Raw genomic sequence first — 16,461 nt, forward strand, 5'->3', positions numbered from 1 at the left:
GCCTAGCACTACTTTGGCAGGTAAGAGGAACCGGGCGAACCCCATCGACTTTTCTCGCTGAAGGATTTTGCGCGGGAGGTCGTCATGAGCACCTCAGTGGCGTGGGAGCACGAACTTCAATCCTGGCTTGAACCCTTCCTCACCCACCTGCATCATCCAGCCCGCCGGCGCATGTGTCCGCTCTATGTGGCTGGGCTGATTGGACCGGGTGAGCGCAAAAGCCTGCAGCCCATCGCGGCTCGGCTTGCTCCTGTCGGCTACGACCAGCTGCATCACTTCGTGTCTGTGGGGCCGTGGGATGAGGCTCCGCTGGAGTCCGAACTGCTGGCGCAGGCCAATCGGCTTGTCGGCGGGCCTGACGCCGTCCTGGTGATCGATGACACCGCCCTGCTCAAGAAGGGCACCCACTCGGTGGGTGTTGGTCCGCAATATGCCGGGGCGGTGGGCAAGAAGGCGAACTGCCAAGTGCTGGTTTCCCTCACGCTTGCCAAGGATGAGGTGCCGATCCCCGTCGCCTTGCGCCTGTTCTTGCCTGACACCTGGGTCAACGATCCCGATCGCCTGCTGCGCGCCGGTGTGCCCGAGCCCTTCTGGACGGAGTGCTCGAAGCCGCAGATCGCACTCACTGAGCTCCAGCGTGTCATGCAGGCTGGCGTGAGCTTCGGGGCGGTGCTGGCTGATGCCGGCTACGGCATCAGCGCGCCCTTCCGGCAGGCGCTCACGGCTCTTGGGTTGCTCTGGGCAGTAGGCACCGTGCGCATTCAGAAGGTTTATCCGGCCGATGTGCAGATGGTGGCCTCCACCACCACGCGCGGACGACCCCGCAAGACGCTGGTTCCGGATGTCGAAGCGGTTTCGGCCGAGGCCATGCTGGCTAAGGTGTCATGGCGCCAGGTCACCTGGCGGCGCGGCACCAAGGGGCCGCTGCGGGCGAGGTTTGCCGCCACGCGTGTGCGGGTGGCTGATGGACCGGCGGTTCAGTTGCGCGGGCATGCCGCCCAGCACCTGCCCGGCGACGAGGTGTGGTTGGTGGGTGAGCATCGCTCGTCGGGGGAGCGCAAGTACTACCTGTCCAACCTGCCGCCCGACACGCCATTGAAGCAATTGGCGTCCCTGATCAAGGCGCGCTGGGTGTGCGAGCAGGCGCATCAGCAGTTGAAAGAGGAGCTTGGGCTTGACCACTTCGAGGGCCGCTCATGGCGCGGCTTGCATCGACATGCGCTGCTGACGCTCATCGCCTATTTGTTCCTGCAGCATCTACGCCTGCGGGCAGCCACAGGGGGAAAAAAGAAAAGCCGGCGGACCACCGCCGCAACCCAGCTTACCGGCCATCCGGCGCCTGCTGCTTGACCATCTGGCACACGCCATGCGCCTGCGATGTCCGTTCTGTCGGGCCCGCTTTACCCTCGGCTCACTGATAAAAGTGCCAAAGTAGTGCTAGAGGGTGTTTGGAAATTAAGCTGCTGCACGGGCTAGCCTTTTGGTCATGAGGCGGCTCATCGCGAGGTAGATCCACGTCTCAGTGGTGGCCGAGAGGCGCTCCCAGTCTTTCGCCAAGCGGCGGTTGCGCACGAGCCAGGCGAAGGTGCGCTCCACAATCCAGCGCTGGGGCAGAACCGCAAACCCAGCCGGCATCTCAGGGGCAGGCTGATCGGCCGGCACCCGCACCCAGCGCCGCGGCCGCTTCACGATCAGCAGCGTCCATCCGAGCTCCGTTGCCAGCCAGGAGGCCAGCCCCTGGTAGCCCATGTCGGCAAACAGGCATTCCACCTCCGGATAGCGGCTTCTCAGGTCAGCCAACACGGCCTCCGCCGCGCGACGGTCATGCACATCGGCCGGATGCACCAGCACGTGCAGGATCAGGCCTTGCGTGTCGACCACCAGATGGCGTTTGCGGCCGGAGATCCGCTTGCCACCATCATATCCCCGCACCCCTCCGGCCTCGCTGGTGCGGGCGGTTTGACTGTCGATAATGGCGGCATGGGGCTGCGGATCTCGTCCGGCGAGCATGCGGATGCGTGGGCGGAGCGCATCATTGATGTGCTGCCAGGTGCCATGCTGACGCCATCGCCGGAAGTGGTCATACACACTTTGCCACGGCGGAAACTCGTGCGGTAGCAGGCGCCAGGGCTCGCCGCCGCGCAGGATGTAGAGGATGGCATTCAGCACCAACCGCAGGTCGTGCTTGCGGGGACGCCCGCGGCGGGTCGTGGGAGCAAGGAGGGGCGCTAGGATCGCCCACTCCGCATCGCTCAGGTCGGTGTCGTAGTTGAGGGCTGTCATGCCCCTTCAGATGGGCGCCGCCCGATTTTCCAGACACCCTCTAGTCAAAGCGCGTGAGCGGCAATTTTAACCCCGTGCCTCGACTATGGAGATCAATAATGCTGAGCCTGCTGCAGCGGGCTTTTTGATGTCTTGGTGTCTTTCCAAATCCCGCAACTCCTACACACGAGACGACGACTGTCTCATGATAGAGGTCAGCACCAATCATCTGAAGGAATAGCGGCCGAGAGTCTGCGCCTTGAGGCCTATCGTGCCGCGGACGAGGACGAGAGGGGGTTTGGATCGATATTATGCTCGTAGACACGCCACTGCTTCGGATCCACTGCTCTAGCCGCGACCGACTCGCGGTGGCTGACTCCAGACTGAAAATCCGTTCGGAAAGTAGTGATGCTATAGACGCCACGCGGATAACCGCTTGGTGAATCGAGTTTGCTTGCACCGATTTCAGTGCGCTTCTTTACCGGTCCGAGTGGCTCACGTGCACCCGAAACTAGGCTCTTGTATTGATCGAATGGATACCGGGCTTGTGACTCGGGATCCAGTGCCGACCAAGCGCCTTGTACGTCGCCATTGTCGACCTTCTCGAGGTACTCATGAACAACAGCGCTCGGAGAAATCTTTGGACCCACAAGCTCCCTAGCCTTGTCGACGCCGATGATAATCGCTGGCTTCATAAGAAAAACGATTAAGAAGAGAGCGAGTGCGCCACCTGCTTTCACATAGGGCAGCTGAACTTCAAGCATTCCAGGAATGACTGCGCCAACTCCCGCGGCTGCCAATGCAAGTACTGTTATGAAAACCCATTGAGAAAAGGGCGTCGGGTCAGGGTTAAAGATTGCAAAACCCAGCATAAAAATAACAATTGCCACGCCTACTACGAAACTCAGTAGAACGTTTATGTTGATTGTGCCAGAAACTATACTGCGTGAAGGCATGATTTCCTCGAAGTGAGTAGTCAAATCTATCCTTCGATCGAATAGAAGAATCATGTCATAAATTCGTTGTCTCATATAGGGGGCAATAGTGGTACGGATCAAATTGCTGGTTTGTCTTCTGCTGCCGATTGCTTGGCCGCATGGTGCCGATGCGCAAGTATTTGACGCGATATCCGGCAGTAGGATACCAAATGCGCGAGCTTGTGCAGCGCGTAACGGCTACAGTGGGGCTACAGTCCCCGTACGGCAACGGATCGGACCATCGTTTGCATGGGCCCACGCAAACTGGGATCCCGATGGCATGCCGGCGATAACCTATGGGCCAACGTACTTCCGACTCCCAAGCATTATGCAAGTCTTCACAACAGCGCACGAATGCGGCCATCTCGTCCTTCAGACGAACAACGAATTCGAGGCGAACTGCTATGCGCTCGCAAATGCAGGCTTGTCAGCCGCTCAGAAGGCGTTTGTGGCTCGATATCACAAGCAGGTTGGATTACTTCCGGAGCAATACGGAGGTAATGGTGAGGCGTTCTGGGATAATACGGTGGAGCTTTGTTCGGACTTGGTCGATTAGATCGTGAAAGGTTTCTTGGGAGTTCGTCTAACGCGTTGCAATGTGCCTTTGGGTTCTGAAAATCTGACCCGCAACATGTCGCGATGCTCAACCTCTTCGTAGAAGAGAGCATAGCTGAGAGGCTGGGGGCTACGTCGTTGGCTCAGGTGCAATTAAGTCTTAATGCCCAGGGTTAGTAAATCTAATAATCATTTTTCCTGTTTTGGTTGACCGTCTGCGCCTGTTCGAACAATAGGAGCTTTACACTCGGGATCAGTGGGCGGCGGGTCGTCAGCAATTCGCAGGCATTTCGGCTGACACTGCGGTCGTTTTGACGTGCAAAGCGCGGCAATGCGCGAGTAGTATGCGCTTCTATCAATTGAATAATTATCTTTGTAGCCGAGATTGGGCAGCCAATTTGGGTAGGTTCGTCTGGTAAGTTCGATCAATAGATCTTGGTCAATAGTCTCAGCATCCCACCAATTTGCGGTTAGGAGCCCTGGTACTTCTCGCCATACCGGTACCAATTTTGCGCCAGTAAGAGAAGAGCTAGCTATATATACGTTAGATAGATCGATGCCGGCGAAATTTATAGAATCAAAGGAAGCATTGCGGATATAAGCCCGGGAAAAGTTCACACTACTGGTATCAGAAAATTTATCTCTATTCCGAAGATATTCGGGGACTTTCTCTCCAAGGAAAGACGATATGCCATATAGTTCTGATACTAGCTGGCGTTTTTTCTTGAATTCTTCCTGTATTGCTGTAGATCTAACGATTTCAGCTAGCTTAGCGTCCGTAACGTTGTTCGAGCAAAGAAAACCATAACTAAGTCGTGCCGCTTCTGGTATCTCGAACCCAGCAGAGTCGGCCTCACATTGTGTCTGAACCGCGGTATGCCGTTCACCGACCCGGCGACTGATCTCGGCGATGCTGTGAATCGATGGACTTTCAACTTTTGGGAATGCCACGTCGAATAGATCTCGAAATAGAGTCGCAGTTGATGCTTCTGAGATTGCCCGCTTGGCAATGTCGACAGCCGGCTGTCTGTATCGAGGAGACTCTGTGAAGGCACGCAGTCGTGCTAAAAGAGTAGTGTCTGTACGGAAATCGTCTGGATTTTTGATCGAACCGACAAGCGCATTCCAGCGTGCATCTTCGCCGGCTTCCTGAGCCGCAATTCTAGCTGCTTCAGTCTGTCTCCTGCTCTCGTTTAGCTGCTGTGTTTGTATCACAGTTGTCACAAGAACTGTAATAACGGAGACTAGTGGGACGAGCAGTGCAGACCACGCCTGCGTGCGGGTGGTTCGCAACTGCGTTCTCGCAAGTCTAGCATCTGAAATGGCTTTCCTCGTATCAGCTGTTGCCTTTCGCGCCTCAGACAATGCTTTTTGGATATTAGTTACCTTTTCCAAGCGCGAGAGATCACCAGGAGCTATCTTATCCATTTCCTCTGCGAGTCTTCTAGATATCGAGTGGACCATGGGTCAGCCTCAAACCTAAGAAAGAAACTCAACAACTGTGCTGAAATCGAAGCTACGAACGGATATTAGTGCTTAGAGTGCGAGTAGTAGCCTAGTTGGAGAAAATAGCAGATTGTCTAAACAGACTAATCCAAATGAGCACACAGGCTTCAAGCTAATGTCAGGTCTCTCCAACAAGGAGAGAGCAGTTCGGTATAGGCGCCGCCCGTGCGGTGATCGATCTAGTCAAATTCTCACAGTGTATAGCGCGGCAGTGAGCACGAGTAAGCTGACGAACATCAAGCCTAGGCTTTCCTTTGCTCCTCCCAGGCTGAAGAGCCCTCCCAAGATCGTGCAGCCTTGGACATCCTTCTGCGCTTCCTCACGCGGACAATGATAGCAAACCAAAAAGAGCGTCAACTCTCCGAAGCCAGGCGCAATCAGGCCGACATAATGCAGTTCGACAACTGGCAGACCATGCGTTGGGATCACAAGCTGGCCGGAAGGGAGGCCTCTCGGTTAGATCCCTACCGCTACTGCCCATCCAAGAAGGGCTAGAACGCCAACCAGACCGGCCCACTCGATATAGCGGCTAAAGGGAAGGCTGAAGGGATCCGGCGCTCGGACTTCATTGTCATTGTCTGAGTGCACGTTCATAGCGGTCACATACGAACAAGGTTGAATGCCAGAGCGAGGAGCGCCACGGCGCATACCAGTCCAGCGAGTCGGCAAAGAAGCGCCGCCAGATCATTGGCGGGATGAGTCGATGGGCCATTCATAAGCCAGCTATTAACCAAGCGGCCCGAGCCTGAGCAATATCCCTTTAGAGCTAACAGCATGCATCATTCACAGGTGGAGCGCAGTAAGCAGGCCTGATACCCAAGCCCCTAGACCACGACGCCAAGCGCAGGGTAGAGCCTGACCTGGCCCTTCTCATGTGCGCTGCTCTAAGGCCTTGCGAGCCTCCGCAATCATCAGGTGCCAGTGCTGTTCGACATCCCGCTCGATGAGCTGCCTGCGTTCCGGACCGCGCACAGCCGGATACCAGCCTGAGCGCTCGATCGTCTCACGCAGCATGGCACTGCTTCAGCCTCAGCCTGCGCGAAGTCGAGTTGATCTTGGCGGCGCGAGGCATCGTGGTCAGCTATGAGACCATCCGCGAGTGGAGCCTGCGCTTCGGACGAGCTTACGCCAATAGCCTCAAGAGGCGGCGGCCGAAACCCGGCGACAAGTGGTTTCTGGATGAGGTGTTTGTCCGCATTCGCGGCAAACTGAACTATCTGTGGCGAGCCGTTGATCAGCACGGCAACGTGCTCGACGTTCTGATTCAAAGCCGCCGCAATCCCAAGGCCGCCAAGCGCTTCTTTCGCAAGCTGCTGAAGGGCTTGTGCTATGTGCTAAGGGTCATTGTGACTGATATACTCGGAGCCTATGGCACCGCTAAACGCGAGATCCTGCCGGGCGTCGAGCATCGGCAGAGCCGGTACTTGAACAACCGCTGTGAGGTCTCACACCAACCCACCCGACGGCGCGAATGCCACATGAGGCGGTTCAAGTCAGTTCGGCAGGCACAGCAATTCCTCTCCACCCATACCCGGATCCACAACCACTTCCAACTTCGCCGCCATCGTCTTTCCGCCAGTGAGTATCGGGCTGCGCGCAATCATGCCTTCTCCACTTGGCGCGATGCGGCAGGAGCTCCCCTCGCAGGCTGACGCTGGATGGCCTGACCGCAGTGCCCCGCTAGCTTGTCTCTTCGGCCTCAAGTTGACAGTACCAACACGAGACCGCGCCAGCAAAGTGCGACCGAGCACATGTCGAATTGTGATCGGGAGTACTCTGTTCCTGTGAGCAGCAGACTAGATAGGCCGATCTCAGGAGGCAGCACGCTATGGCAGAACCAGTTCTGAAGAAGGGTTCAACTGATCCTGCTGTGCAGGACTTGCAGGAGGCCCTCAATGCCCTCGGACATAATCCAGGGCCGGTCGATAGTGTCTTCGGGGCCAGCACTGAGCGCGCAGTCCGATCCTTTCAGCAGTCAATGGGCATCGCTGCGGATGGAGTCGTCGGCCGGGTCACATGGATCAATATCGATGAAGCCGACCAAAGCGAGCCAGTTCTCCGCCTTGGCTCAACCGGCCTGCCAGTCCGCCGCCTTCAGAGTCGGATGAGTGCGGTTGGTTTCGACACCGGCGGGGTCGATGGACGCTTCAGCCCAAAAACAGAAGCGGCAGTGAGACAGCTTCAGGAACGGTTCGATCTTGCTGTGGACGGCGTCGTGGGTGCAAAAACCTGGGCGGTTGTTGCTGCACTGGAGAACGAAGGGCCGGCGAGCTGACTGAAGTGGATCATCGCGGATGGCTGCACTCCGATCGCACATCATTTCGGATCGGGCGAAGCAGCGCAGGATTGGTCGAGGAGAGCAGGTATGGCGAACGAGATCCAGCAACCCAAGCCGTTTGACTTGGTGGGCAATCCTATCTTGATCGGAGGCATTGGCTCAGGGTTTGAAGCCATTCTTCAATATCGCATCCATGACGGCCATGACGACCGCACAGGCCACTTCACGGTCGGTGGCGGGACCGGTGAGCACGGACAGTTCCACCTGTCGATCGACGTATCTGAAGCCGTCTTCCAGTTGGACCGTCTGTTCGTCGAGGTGTTCGAGGAGAGCGCAGCAGACGGCTCAGAAATCAACAAAGTGATTGTCCCCGTTATCTTCGGGCTTAATATCGTACCCGGGTACGTAGGCTTCCGTCTTCATACGGTCCAGCCCGGCGACACCCTTGCGAAGATCGCGCGCGACCACTACAGCGATCTCCGCCGTTTCCAGGACATTGTCAGGGCAAATCCACTGGTCATCAGTGATCCGGATCGGATCTTCCCTGGTCAGATATTGAAGATACCAATCGGCGCGTAATGAGCCTGCAAGCCAGGTTACAACAGGATGAGCCCGAGGCGTACGGCCTGCGCGGGCTCCGTTGCATTAACCTTGGCAGTTTAATGAAGGGCAGCCACTCGAAGAGCCGTCCTGTTGTCCCTGCCGCTTTCCGGTCGAGATCATCCTGCTGTGCGTGCGCTGGTACTGCAAATACAGCATCAGCTATCGGGACCTCGCTGAGATGATGCAGGAGCGCGGTGTCAACGTTGATCCATCTACCCTCTTTCGCTGGGTTCAGCGCGCAGACGCGCCGTCTTCACCATGTATGCCCCCGACAATCCCATAGAACACATCCTAAGGCGGAGCGTCATCGAACTTACGCGTAAGGCCGTTTATGGAAATGTTAGGTGGAGAGGAGAGCCGCTCTGGGAAGCCCTCCTCCAGCTTGCTACATCCGGGCTGTGCCCTTCTCCATGAGCCTTGCACCCATGCCTTGGATTTCACCGCGGAGCCTCTCGTCAGGAACCGTTTCGGCCAGATGCGTGAAGGCAACGCCCATCGTGACGATGTCAACTGGATCGAACAAAGTCTCTCCGCGCTTCGGTGGCGGGAACGGCCACTTCCGATAAGGCGGGCAGAGTTCGATGTCGTCGACAAACCGCGCCATGTAATCCTGGGCGGGTGAGCCGGACTGGCCTGCTATGTCGGTGATATCCTGCAGGCGCGACACATGGTTGACTACCTCCTCGGCAAGCATGATCGAGAACAGTGCTTTCGGCGGAAGAGGCTGCGGATTGAGACTGACCATATCCGAGAGGTCTGAGACAGAACCCATGACCCTCCATGGTTCAGGGTGTGGCCCTAGGTGATCCCTGATCCGCGTCAGGGTCTGGCGGATTACCGGGTCCCAAGGGCCAGGGGGTTGAGGATTATCCGGGTCTGGCCGCCCCCCTGTGATGAACTCGGTGACCAATGAGTGTAAGGCTCCAAACCTACTCTGGGCCTCAGGTGCCACTTGGGATGCCTGGGGTCGGGTGCGAGTGTCGGTGTCCATGCGCGTGTCTCCGCGACGGTGCTAAGCCCCCAAGTTACTGTAGGCCGTGGCAGGGATGATGCCTGTGCGGTGAAACACTCAGCGCAATCTCCGATAAGCCTGTGTGGACGGCGCCTGCGTGGCAAGGGGTTTTTGGCGTTTTGACGATCTGGTCGTGGGCAGCCATGTGTTCGGCCTTGTGATGCGGCCTCATGACCGCGGGCCTTGATGAAGTTCGCGGATCAGGTCCCCAACATTTATGCTGCGTCAGAGCGCAACGGCTTATCACGGGTTTGTCTGATCCCCGGCTCGACCGGTTCGTCATCACACCATCACCACCTCCACCAACCTTGCAAACCTCTCATCCGGCTTCTGGGGGCAGCTTATGCGGCCGCAGCAGCCGGAGCGCGATAACCCTGGTTGCCCTGCAAGACGGCCCAGGCGAGACGCTGTGAGTAATACGACAAGACTGCCACGCCCAAGGTTTTCGTGCATGTCAGGGTGCAGATCCTCAGCCTTTCCGGAGCGACGAGAATATCCCGTCCCTGAGTGCTTGTGCAGTGGGCATCTGGGACGGTGATCAGGCGTGCATTGAAAACGCCCCCTCGCTTGAGCAGACTCTCCGAAGTTTCACCCCTACGTGCCGGGTACATAGGGGATCCTCGGAGAGGTTCCACCCGATCTCGCCATTTAGTGGAATCAGCTCAGGCATCTCTCAGTAGGGGCCGCAGATTCTTTGGCTCATATATCTGGGTGTGACCTTCATCCTCCTCATCCTCCGCCAAGAAGTGAGCCTCTTTCCGGTAACGTTCGATCAGACTTGGGTGAAGGTACTCGTTGATGGTGGGGAGATCATTTCCGTCGTCACCGACTGGATAATACAGTCGCTCGTTGGGCTTCACGTCGAAGGGCTCTCCACACACCCTGCGGTACGTCGGGGTCAGCCGGTCCTTCAACGACCAGCCCTGCCGCGACTCATGGTGCGGCGACAAGTGCGCATCATCGTCGATCTTGGGAAGCATCGTGTCGTCGAAACTTAAGCCGACTTCTCTTGCCTTCTCTGCCATCCAGACCAAGGGAATATCTGCCAGCCTTCGGTTCCGGTAGCCACCCCCCACGTCGGAATGGGCGCCGGCAAACCACACCTGCTCAATGGTTGCGCCCTCAGGTATCTTACCCGTCCACAAGGTTGGCGCGAATTCGTCGCGGTATTCGTCGACCGCAAGGGCATGAAACGCACGTTTGACCGATTTCGATGGCTCCGTATCATGGAATGCGTATTTCTGGCTCGTCAATGAGCCCAGTATGGTGGTCGGCACACCGAGTGCCCCCACGGTGTCCCAGACACCTAGAAAGTCTATCGATACATGCTCATGACAATCGCTCCCGTTCTGACGGCAAAAATCTGCGGGCGAGCGAGCGCCGCCGCCTCTGTAGTAAGTCCATGCGCTTGTGAGGTCACCCAGACTTTGGCGCTTCAGGAGACCGCAGCAACTGATGAAGCCGGACAAACTGCGTGCTGTGAAAGCTCCTCGCGAAAAACCGAACAGAAAAATCTGATCGCCAGGCACATAGTTCTGCGCCAGAAACATATAGCCGGAGCGGATATTTTCATCGACCCCCTTGCCGAAGGCACCATCCACGATCTGCTGCAACGCCATGCCTGTCGACCCTACGCCCCTCAAGTAAAGAACGAGTTGGGGTGAGTCACCGTCCGGGTTGGCGCGAATGGCTCTTGCGATCAGCGCCACATTGGTTTCGGCACGCTCGCTGTCAGCACTGTTCCAAGTCCCGTCAAAGCAGATAACAAGGCGCTTCATCTTAATGCTCCTGCTAAGGAATAGATGTCATCGGGCAATAGAAAACAGTGTGCCAGTGTCAGATCAGCGGCTGTTTGATTGCTGGTCCCCTTGTTCGGATACAGGATCCGGCAAACGGGCGTGCGCGCGGCTCCATCAAAAGCTCACAAAGCCGAGATTGATCTGGTTGATTTTGCGCCTTGATCGTCTGAAGACACCAACTCCCTCGCGGGAGCCGTTATCATTCGTGTTTCCTTCTATCGTTTCAAGCGCCCCATTGTGGTGAGAGTCAACAAGTCCAACGTGGCCCGTGCCACCACCCGTGTCTATGAAGAACACCATGCCGGGACGCACCTTCGATGGATCCCTATGGGCGTCCCGCGCCCTGACGACCGTGAGATCGTGGCGGCCATTGGTGACAGCATTTTGGCATGCCTGCCACGCCATGTGAACGCTCGCCTTCTTCGGGCAGGGATTCGGCATGCCGATCAGCCGCGCGGCCTGTTCGAAGCACCAATAGACAAAGCACATGCACCAAGCATGTCGGCCGGCCGGTGTCAGGCCAGCAGCCGTCACGTACTGGTCGACCCGAGGGCCGCGGTTAGATCCGATTGGAAACTCCCGAACTCCAATTTCACGGGCGGCTATTGCGAGAACGGCCTCCGACAGGACGGATGCGGGAACCTTCAGGAAGTCTGGCCCCTTCTCCTGCCCTCGCACAGAAAGGGGACCAAAAAGGGCGCCCCAGGTACTTGGCCCAACAACGCCATCGATTTCCAGAGGCTCTCCAGACAGATCGGCCGAACGGGCTTGGAAGAGCATGACTGCTCGTTCGGTGACCTCGCCGAAGTCGCCATCTATGATGCCGGGATCGAAGCCAAAATAGACCAGGCGCTGCTGTAAAGTTCGAACATCCTCATCATCCTCGATGCCAAAAATAAGATAGCGTCCGGGATAGGGTTTTACGTTCCTGGCAGCCGGCATGTCCGGCACTTCTTCGCCCTCGGGCCCATCGCACCAGGGGAAAGATTGAGTATGGTCCTGATCGTCATCCATCAACGGCTGAGCGCTAACAAACCTGGCAATCTCATTGTTTGAGTCGATCATGTGGCGGAGCATGGATAACCCTCCGCACTGTTGGCTCACTGCAATTTCCGAGAAGACACTGTCCTGAATATACTTGCCGCACGTGTAGATATTGCTGAAGCTCCAAAGATAAGGGCTTTTTACATGCGGGTACCTGTTGCGATAACCGAAGCCATTGAAGCTCTCCAGGGCAAAGGCGATGTCCGGTACTGTCCATTGGTTATCCGAGGCCCTATGAAACTTCTTCAACCGGAGAGCATCTGCTGCGCTTTCAACCCATGTGTAAGACCGCTTTTGTCGTGAAGGACGGTTGGCCGGCACATGGAATGTGGGCCCTGTTAGGGGATCTCCATTGTGCAAGTGGCGGTCGAAGCGTCCGCTTGCTTCAAGGTTATGGATGATCGCAATAAAGAACCATGGGACACCGGTTTCTTGCTCTACTTGGAAATATCTTTCCCGTGCACCAGGCGCCATGATCCTCCTATAGATTCTATCAATGTCCTGCATCCGCTCAGGACGGAGAGACATCCGTGAGAACAGTAAAGAATACTCGTTCCTCAATGCATCTGTGAGGGCCATTGGCATCAGACTGCTCCCTGTGGAGAACTGTCGGATCCTGACAGCAACTTAACCTATGACCCAAATATATGGTTCGCGAATACTTATCTGACGAACAGCTTGTATGGTTACGCCGATATATCTACTCGACAGCATTGTTGGGTCTGATCTAGAACGTAATCCACTAGCGCCGAGTACAATAGTTCGCGAGATAAGACATGCCAACATCGCATTAGAGGTATGGTGTGTGATGGTTAGGGGCGAAGTGATGCAGCCTTTGCGATAGCTTAGCTGCCGGATTTTTTTCTTCGTACGTGTAGGAGGTCGGTCCCACGCAGGGAGCCAGTTTCGGTTGAGCAGACCGTGGGCCGTTCTGCAATCCTTCTATCAAGAACGCACCAACTTGAGCCAATCGATTAGCTTGACCCGCTGAAGGCATCGCAGGCAGCATAAATTATGCTCGATCCTAAGATGCAGCAGGTGCATTTACCAGCTTCAGGATCATCTCGGCAACCAACAGGCGCAGCATCATGGGCTTCCGCAGACCATATTCTTGTATGAAAACCGTGCAAACGACTCCTCAATACACGAAGGCTCCGTCGGACCGGTATGGATTTCTGGGCTCTTCCTAACTGGCCGCAAAGGAGCCAAATGCGGTCAATTGACGTATTCGTAAATATCTCGGTGACGCTGATCGGCAGGATGCTGAAGTAACCATACTGGTCGGAGAGATGGCTGTAGAACTTCGAACCGGGTTTGCAGCCGAAGTGCAGGTTTATGTCGCTTCGCGGCCGCGTGATCGCTGGCCTGGAAGAACTGCCCGTCTGATGAAGCGGTGGAGCCGTCACCCCAGAGCAGGGCATGTGGGTGCTGGGCATGCCTGTCGGTGATGCAGCCCTGCGCCAGCTTGTAGGTCTCAGGTCGCATATGGAAGATCCACTTCCAGGCGATCTCCCGCGCAGTGATGCCTTTCGAAGCTGCGGCCACGTGTTTGGCACCGAGATTGGTGGCGACCGCCCGTTCCCCGGCCAACATGGCCGGAATGCTCTCAGGCGGTTCCTGGGTGCGGATGTGCGTGAAGCGATCGGCAATTCCGGCCCAGGCATGAACCTCCATCAGGAGATCAGGAACCTCGATCAGCGGGTACATGTCGCCAAGCTCCCACTTCAACTCCTCGGCGGGGACCGTTACATCGCCGGGCAGGGGAGTGACAACGAGTTGCCCCGCATCGAGCCGAACACCTTCGAGCTTGCCATCGCGGGCGCGGCATCGTCACATTAACGGAATGGGATTGGGTGTTGCTCTATGAGGGGCCATGAAGAAGCCCCGTCCTGCATTGTGCGCCCGCCACCGCTTTCCCGCCGGGGTGATCAGCCTTGCAGTCTGTCTATTTCCGCTTTCCCCTGGGTCTGCGCATCGTCGAGGAGATACTGGCCGCGCGTCGTATTGAGGTCAGCCACGAAATAGTTCGGCGCTGGGCTGAGACGTTCGGACGGGAGTTTGCCAATCGCATCCGCCGGCGCCTTCCTCGGCCGGGCGATTGCTGGCATCTCGATGAGGTGGTGATCACCTTGCAGGGAAGAAGCATTGGCTCTGGCGGGCCGTGGATCAGGACGGCTTTATCCTGGATGTCCTAATCCAAAGCCGTCGAGGCCGCAAAGCAGCCAAGCGCCTGCTGCGCAAGTTGTTGAAGAAGAGCGCCATGGCTCCGCTGGTGATGGTCACAGACAAACTCGGGTCCTACGGTGCGGCTCGCAGGGACATGGGCCTGGGCATCGAGCATCGGCAGCACAAAGGTTTATACCCATCCAGAGAATTGCTGACTCGGATTTGCATCGATGTGGCTGGCATGATTCCCTGATGGCAGGGGGCGCAATTGCAGGAGACCACCATGGCGGGGCTCCCGATCCGTCAGGACTACCCTCCATCGGATTTGCGCCAGCGCGCCACTCGCGAGAGGAACATCCGGGCCAGCCTGCGGCTGTTGGCGATCGCCAATGCGCTCGAGGGCATGACCCGAACGGAGGCCGCCCGGCTGGCCGGCATGGAGCGCCAGGCCCTGCACGATGCCATCCAGCGCTTCAATGCCGAGGGACCGGCGACCTGCAGGACCGGCATCGCTCCGGCCGCCCGGAGCAGCTTACGGCTGGTCAGCAGGCGGCGCTGAAAGCCCACATCCTGCGCGGGCCCGAGCCCGAACGCGATGGAGTGAGCGCCTGGCGTGTGGTCGACCTGTGCGAGCATGTCGAGCGGACGTATGGCGTGAGCTACAGCCAGTGGGGACTTTCCTGCCTGCTCAAGCGGTTGAACCTGTCGCGCCAGAAGACCCGGCCTTCGCACCCAAAGGGCAATCCGGCCGCGCAAGCGGCGTTCAAAAAAGGAACTCCCGTCAAAGCTGCGGGGCCTCGCGGCGGAGCATCCTGACGCGCGTCTCCAGCTCTGGTGCCAGGACGAGGCACGCTTTGGCCAGAAGGGCCGCACGACCCGCGTCTGGTATGAGCGCGGCGTGCGTCCGCCCGGCGTGGTCGATCAGCGCTTCGAGAGCTTGTATCTGTTTGCCGCCTGCCGGCCCGGCACCGACGAGACCTTCGCGTTGGCTCTGCCGCGGGTGAACGCCGACGCGATGACGATCTTCCTGGAGCACTTCACGCGGCAGCTTGAGCCAGGCGTGCACGCGGTGCTCGTGCTGGATCAGGCCGGCTGGCACGACACCCGGGCCTTGCATGTGCCGGACACCATCACCCTTTTGCCGCTGCCGCCGGCATCACCTGCGCTGAACCCAGTGGAACGCGTCTGGCTGTACCTGCGCGAGCGTTATCTCTCGCATCGCGTGCTCGACGACTATGACGCGGTGCTCGACGCGGTCTGTCGCGCCTGGAACCGGCTCCTCGACGAGACTGGCCATCTCACAACATTGACGGCCTACCCGTATCTCACCGCGTCACCAATTCCCTGAGCGGGTATTAAACAACCGGGCAGAGAACTCACACCAACCCACCCGCCGACAAGAGCGCCAGATGAAGCGCTTCAAGTCGGCCGGGCAGGCGCAACGTTTTCTCTCGGCTCATGATCCGATCAGCAATCTGTTTCACCTGCGGCGTCATCAGTTGACTGCCACCACCTATCGCAGTGCTCGAAAGGCAGCCTTCGAGGCATGGGCGGACATCACCTGTGCGGCACTTGCCGTCTGAAATCGAGGCTCATCTCGTCGTGATGCTGTCGAACGCCGGGGAATGTGACGATGCCCTCATCATCCTGGCCAATGCGCTCTTGCGAGATCAGCGAAACTGGCCCGCAAAACCCGCTTGATCAATACGGATACTCTAGCCCGGGCCACTTCGCTTCCTGCGGCGCTCCTGGTCTTCCTGGGCGCGCAGGACGGCTTCGTGGAATTGCTTGGCCCGCACCACGATAAGTTCGGCGTGGGCGGATACGGCCTCGGCGATCTCGGGCAGCTTTTCGCGCAGATCCGGATGGGTGCGTGCAAGAACGGCGATGAAATCGCGCTTCTTCAGCTCCGCGCGCTGAGTCTCCCCATCCTGTGCGGCAATGACCGCCAGCCGTTCGGTGGCCTTGGCAAGTTTGGCGAGGCGCTCCCTGTCGAGGTCGTCGACGGGCGCGGGGCGTATCGGCAGCCTGCGGGCATCGTCGGTGGTCGAGAGGCCGGGCACCTCGGGCACGACGACGGTGAACCCCGAGGCCAAGCGCGCGTCGCCCGCCAGATGAGGGTTGGCCCTCAGCAGTGCCGCCTCGGCCTGCCTTTGCAACTCCGGCTCGTTCCTCAGGCCGAAGATGGACTTCGCCAGGCCGGAGACGGTGCTCACGCGCTTCACGGTGACAAGTTTGACCGGCATGCGGGAACCTCCT

At 58.0% G+C, this 16,461-nt stretch carries 14 protein-coding genes and 4 pseudogenes; 9 read left to right on the forward strand and 9 right to left on the reverse strand.

The features are described from left to right. Positions 1–84 precede the first annotated feature (84 nt). On the forward strand, positions 85–1,350 hold the full coding sequence (locus MA07_RS09110; RefSeq protein WP_036345392.1) for an IS701 family transposase: 1,266 nt from the start codon (positions 85–87) through the stop codon (positions 1,348–1,350). A 105-nt stretch (positions 1,351–1,455) separates the two neighbouring features. Here MA07_RS09110 and MA07_RS09115 read toward each other — a convergent pair whose 3' ends face one another. From MA07_RS09115 to MA07_RS30060, 4 genes are all read right to left on the reverse strand, one after another. Then, the gene (locus MA07_RS09115) at positions 1,456–2,283 is read right to left on the reverse strand and encodes an IS5 family transposase (protein ID WP_036349685.1); all 828 of its coding nucleotides are present in this window, start codon (positions 2,281–2,283) and stop codon (positions 1,456–1,458) included. Between the two features lie 245 nt (positions 2,284–2,528). After that, a complete protein-coding gene (locus MA07_RS09120) occupies positions 2,529–3,272 on the reverse strand; it encodes a DUF4019 domain-containing protein (RefSeq protein WP_036349688.1) in 744 nt (247 codons plus the stop codon). Positions 3,273–3,983: 711 nt separating this feature from the next. After that, entirely contained in the window at positions 3,984–5,222 is a 1,239-nt protein-coding gene (locus MA07_RS29560; RefSeq protein ID WP_152568794.1) for a hypothetical protein, read from the reverse strand. 948 nt (positions 5,223–6,170) lie between these two features. Beyond that, positions 6,171–6,314: a hypothetical protein gene (locus MA07_RS30060; RefSeq protein WP_160195410.1), complete on the reverse strand. Its 144-nt coding sequence runs from the start codon at positions 6,312–6,314 to the stop codon at positions 6,171–6,173. Here MA07_RS30060 and MA07_RS09135 point away from each other — a divergent pair. From MA07_RS09135 to MA07_RS28755, 4 genes and pseudogenes are all read left to right on the forward strand, one after another. Next, positions 6,287–6,952: an IS6 family transposase gene (locus MA07_RS09135; protein WP_052002983.1), complete on the forward strand. Its 666-nt coding sequence runs from the start codon at positions 6,287–6,289 to the stop codon at positions 6,950–6,952. The genes MA07_RS30060 and MA07_RS09135 overlap by 28 nt on opposite strands. A 176-nt stretch (positions 6,953–7,128) precedes the next feature. Further along, on the forward strand, positions 7,129–7,575 hold the full coding sequence (locus tag MA07_RS09140) for a peptidoglycan-binding protein (protein ID WP_052002984.1): 447 nt from the start codon (positions 7,129–7,131) through the stop codon (positions 7,573–7,575). 90 nt (positions 7,576–7,665) lie between these two features. Beyond that, positions 7,666–8,157 carry a Gmad2 immunoglobulin-like domain-containing protein gene (locus MA07_RS09145; protein ID WP_036349697.1) on the forward strand — a complete coding sequence of 164 codons (492 nt, stop codon included), beginning with the start codon at positions 7,666–7,668 and terminating at the stop codon, positions 8,155–8,157. Positions 8,158–8,296: 139 nt separating this feature from the next. Continuing rightward, positions 8,297–8,419: pseudogene (locus tag MA07_RS28755) on the forward strand (IS6 family transposase); the annotation flags it as partial. 147 nt (positions 8,420–8,566) lie between these two features. Here the strand turns inward: MA07_RS28755 and MA07_RS09150 are convergent. From MA07_RS09150 to MA07_RS28760, 4 genes and pseudogenes are all read right to left on the reverse strand, one after another. After that, positions 8,567–8,953: a hypothetical protein gene (locus MA07_RS09150; protein ID WP_152568795.1), complete on the reverse strand. Its 387-nt coding sequence runs from the start codon at positions 8,951–8,953 to the stop codon at positions 8,567–8,569. 902 nt (positions 8,954–9,855) lie between these two features. Continuing rightward, the gene (locus tag MA07_RS09155) at positions 9,856–10,971 is read right to left on the reverse strand and encodes a DUF2235 domain-containing protein (protein WP_052002985.1); all 1,116 of its coding nucleotides are present in this window, start codon (positions 10,969–10,971) and stop codon (positions 9,856–9,858) included. A gap of 135 nt (positions 10,972–11,106) precedes the next feature. After that, positions 11,107–12,621 (reverse strand): peptidoglycan-binding protein, encoded by a 1,515-nt coding sequence (locus MA07_RS09160; RefSeq protein WP_081928866.1) that lies wholly within the window; start codon positions 12,619–12,621, stop codon positions 11,107–11,109. A 653-nt stretch (positions 12,622–13,274) separates the two neighbouring features. Next, positions 13,275–13,860 (reverse strand): annotated as a pseudogene (locus MA07_RS28760) (Tn3 family transposase); the annotation flags it as partial. Positions 13,861–13,909: 49 nt separating this feature from the next. Here MA07_RS28760 and MA07_RS28765 point away from each other — a divergent pair. The 4 genes and pseudogenes from MA07_RS28765 to MA07_RS29565 form a co-directional block, all read left to right on the forward strand. Further along, positions 13,910–14,395 (forward strand): annotated as a pseudogene (locus MA07_RS28765) (IS6 family transposase); the annotation flags it as partial. Positions 14,396–14,485: 90 nt separating this feature from the next. Continuing rightward, positions 14,486–14,761 (forward strand): helix-turn-helix domain-containing protein, encoded by a 276-nt coding sequence (locus MA07_RS28770; protein WP_081928868.1) that lies wholly within the window; start codon positions 14,486–14,488, stop codon positions 14,759–14,761. Positions 14,762–14,944: 183 nt separating this feature from the next. Continuing rightward, on the forward strand, positions 14,945–15,550 hold the full coding sequence (locus MA07_RS09185; RefSeq protein ID WP_152568796.1) for an IS630 family transposase: 606 nt from the start codon (positions 14,945–14,947) through the stop codon (positions 15,548–15,550). 1 nt (position 15,551) lies between these two features. Beyond that, positions 15,552–15,785: pseudogene (locus MA07_RS29565) on the forward strand (IS6 family transposase); the annotation flags it as partial. 132 nt (positions 15,786–15,917) lie between these two features. Here MA07_RS29565 and MA07_RS09195 read toward each other — a convergent pair. Beyond that, positions 15,918–16,448, reverse strand: a complete 531-nt coding sequence (locus MA07_RS09195; protein WP_036349709.1) for a hypothetical protein — start codon at positions 16,446–16,448, stop codon at positions 15,918–15,920. Positions 16,449–16,461: the final 13 nt, after the last annotated feature.

Source organism: Microvirga sp. BSC39 (genome assembly GCF_000739015.1).
GTDB lineage: Bacteria > Pseudomonadota > Alphaproteobacteria > Rhizobiales > Beijerinckiaceae > Microvirga.

Excerpts from the sequence above, each read along its gene's own strand:
- MA07_RS09110 (WP_036345392.1), top strand. The coding sequence starts at position 85 with ATGAGCACCTCAGTGGCGTGGGAGCACGAACTTCAATCCTGGCTTGAA.
- MA07_RS09115 (WP_036349685.1), bottom strand. The coding sequence starts at position 2,283 with ATGACAGCCCTCAACTACGACACCGACCTGAGCGATGCGGAGTGGGCG.
- MA07_RS09120 (WP_036349688.1), bottom strand. The coding sequence starts at position 3,272 with ATGATTCTTCTATTCGATCGAAGGATAGATTTGACTACTCACTTCGAG.
- MA07_RS29560 (WP_152568794.1), bottom strand. The coding sequence starts at position 5,222 with ATGGATAAGATAGCTCCTGGTGATCTCTCGCGCTTGGAAAAGGTAACT.
- MA07_RS30060 (WP_160195410.1), bottom strand. The coding sequence starts at position 6,314 with ATGCTGCGTGAGACGATCGAGCGCTCAGGCTGGTATCCGGCTGTGCGC.
- MA07_RS09140 (WP_052002984.1), top strand. The coding sequence starts at position 7,129 with ATGGCAGAACCAGTTCTGAAGAAGGGTTCAACTGATCCTGCTGTGCAG.
- MA07_RS09145 (WP_036349697.1), top strand. The coding sequence starts at position 7,666 with ATGGCGAACGAGATCCAGCAACCCAAGCCGTTTGACTTGGTGGGCAAT.
- MA07_RS09150 (WP_152568795.1), bottom strand. The coding sequence starts at position 8,953 with ATGGGTTCTGTCTCAGACCTCTCGGATATGGTCAGTCTCAATCCGCAG.
- MA07_RS09155 (WP_052002985.1), bottom strand. The coding sequence starts at position 10,971 with ATGAAGCGCCTTGTTATCTGCTTTGACGGGACTTGGAACAGTGCTGAC.
- MA07_RS09160 (WP_081928866.1), bottom strand. The coding sequence starts at position 12,621 with ATGCCAATGGCCCTCACAGATGCATTGAGGAACGAGTATTCTTTACTG.
- MA07_RS28770 (WP_081928868.1), top strand. The coding sequence starts at position 14,486 with ATGGCGGGGCTCCCGATCCGTCAGGACTACCCTCCATCGGATTTGCGC.
- MA07_RS09195 (WP_036349709.1), bottom strand. The coding sequence starts at position 16,448 with ATGCCGGTCAAACTTGTCACCGTGAAGCGCGTGAGCACCGTCTCCGGC.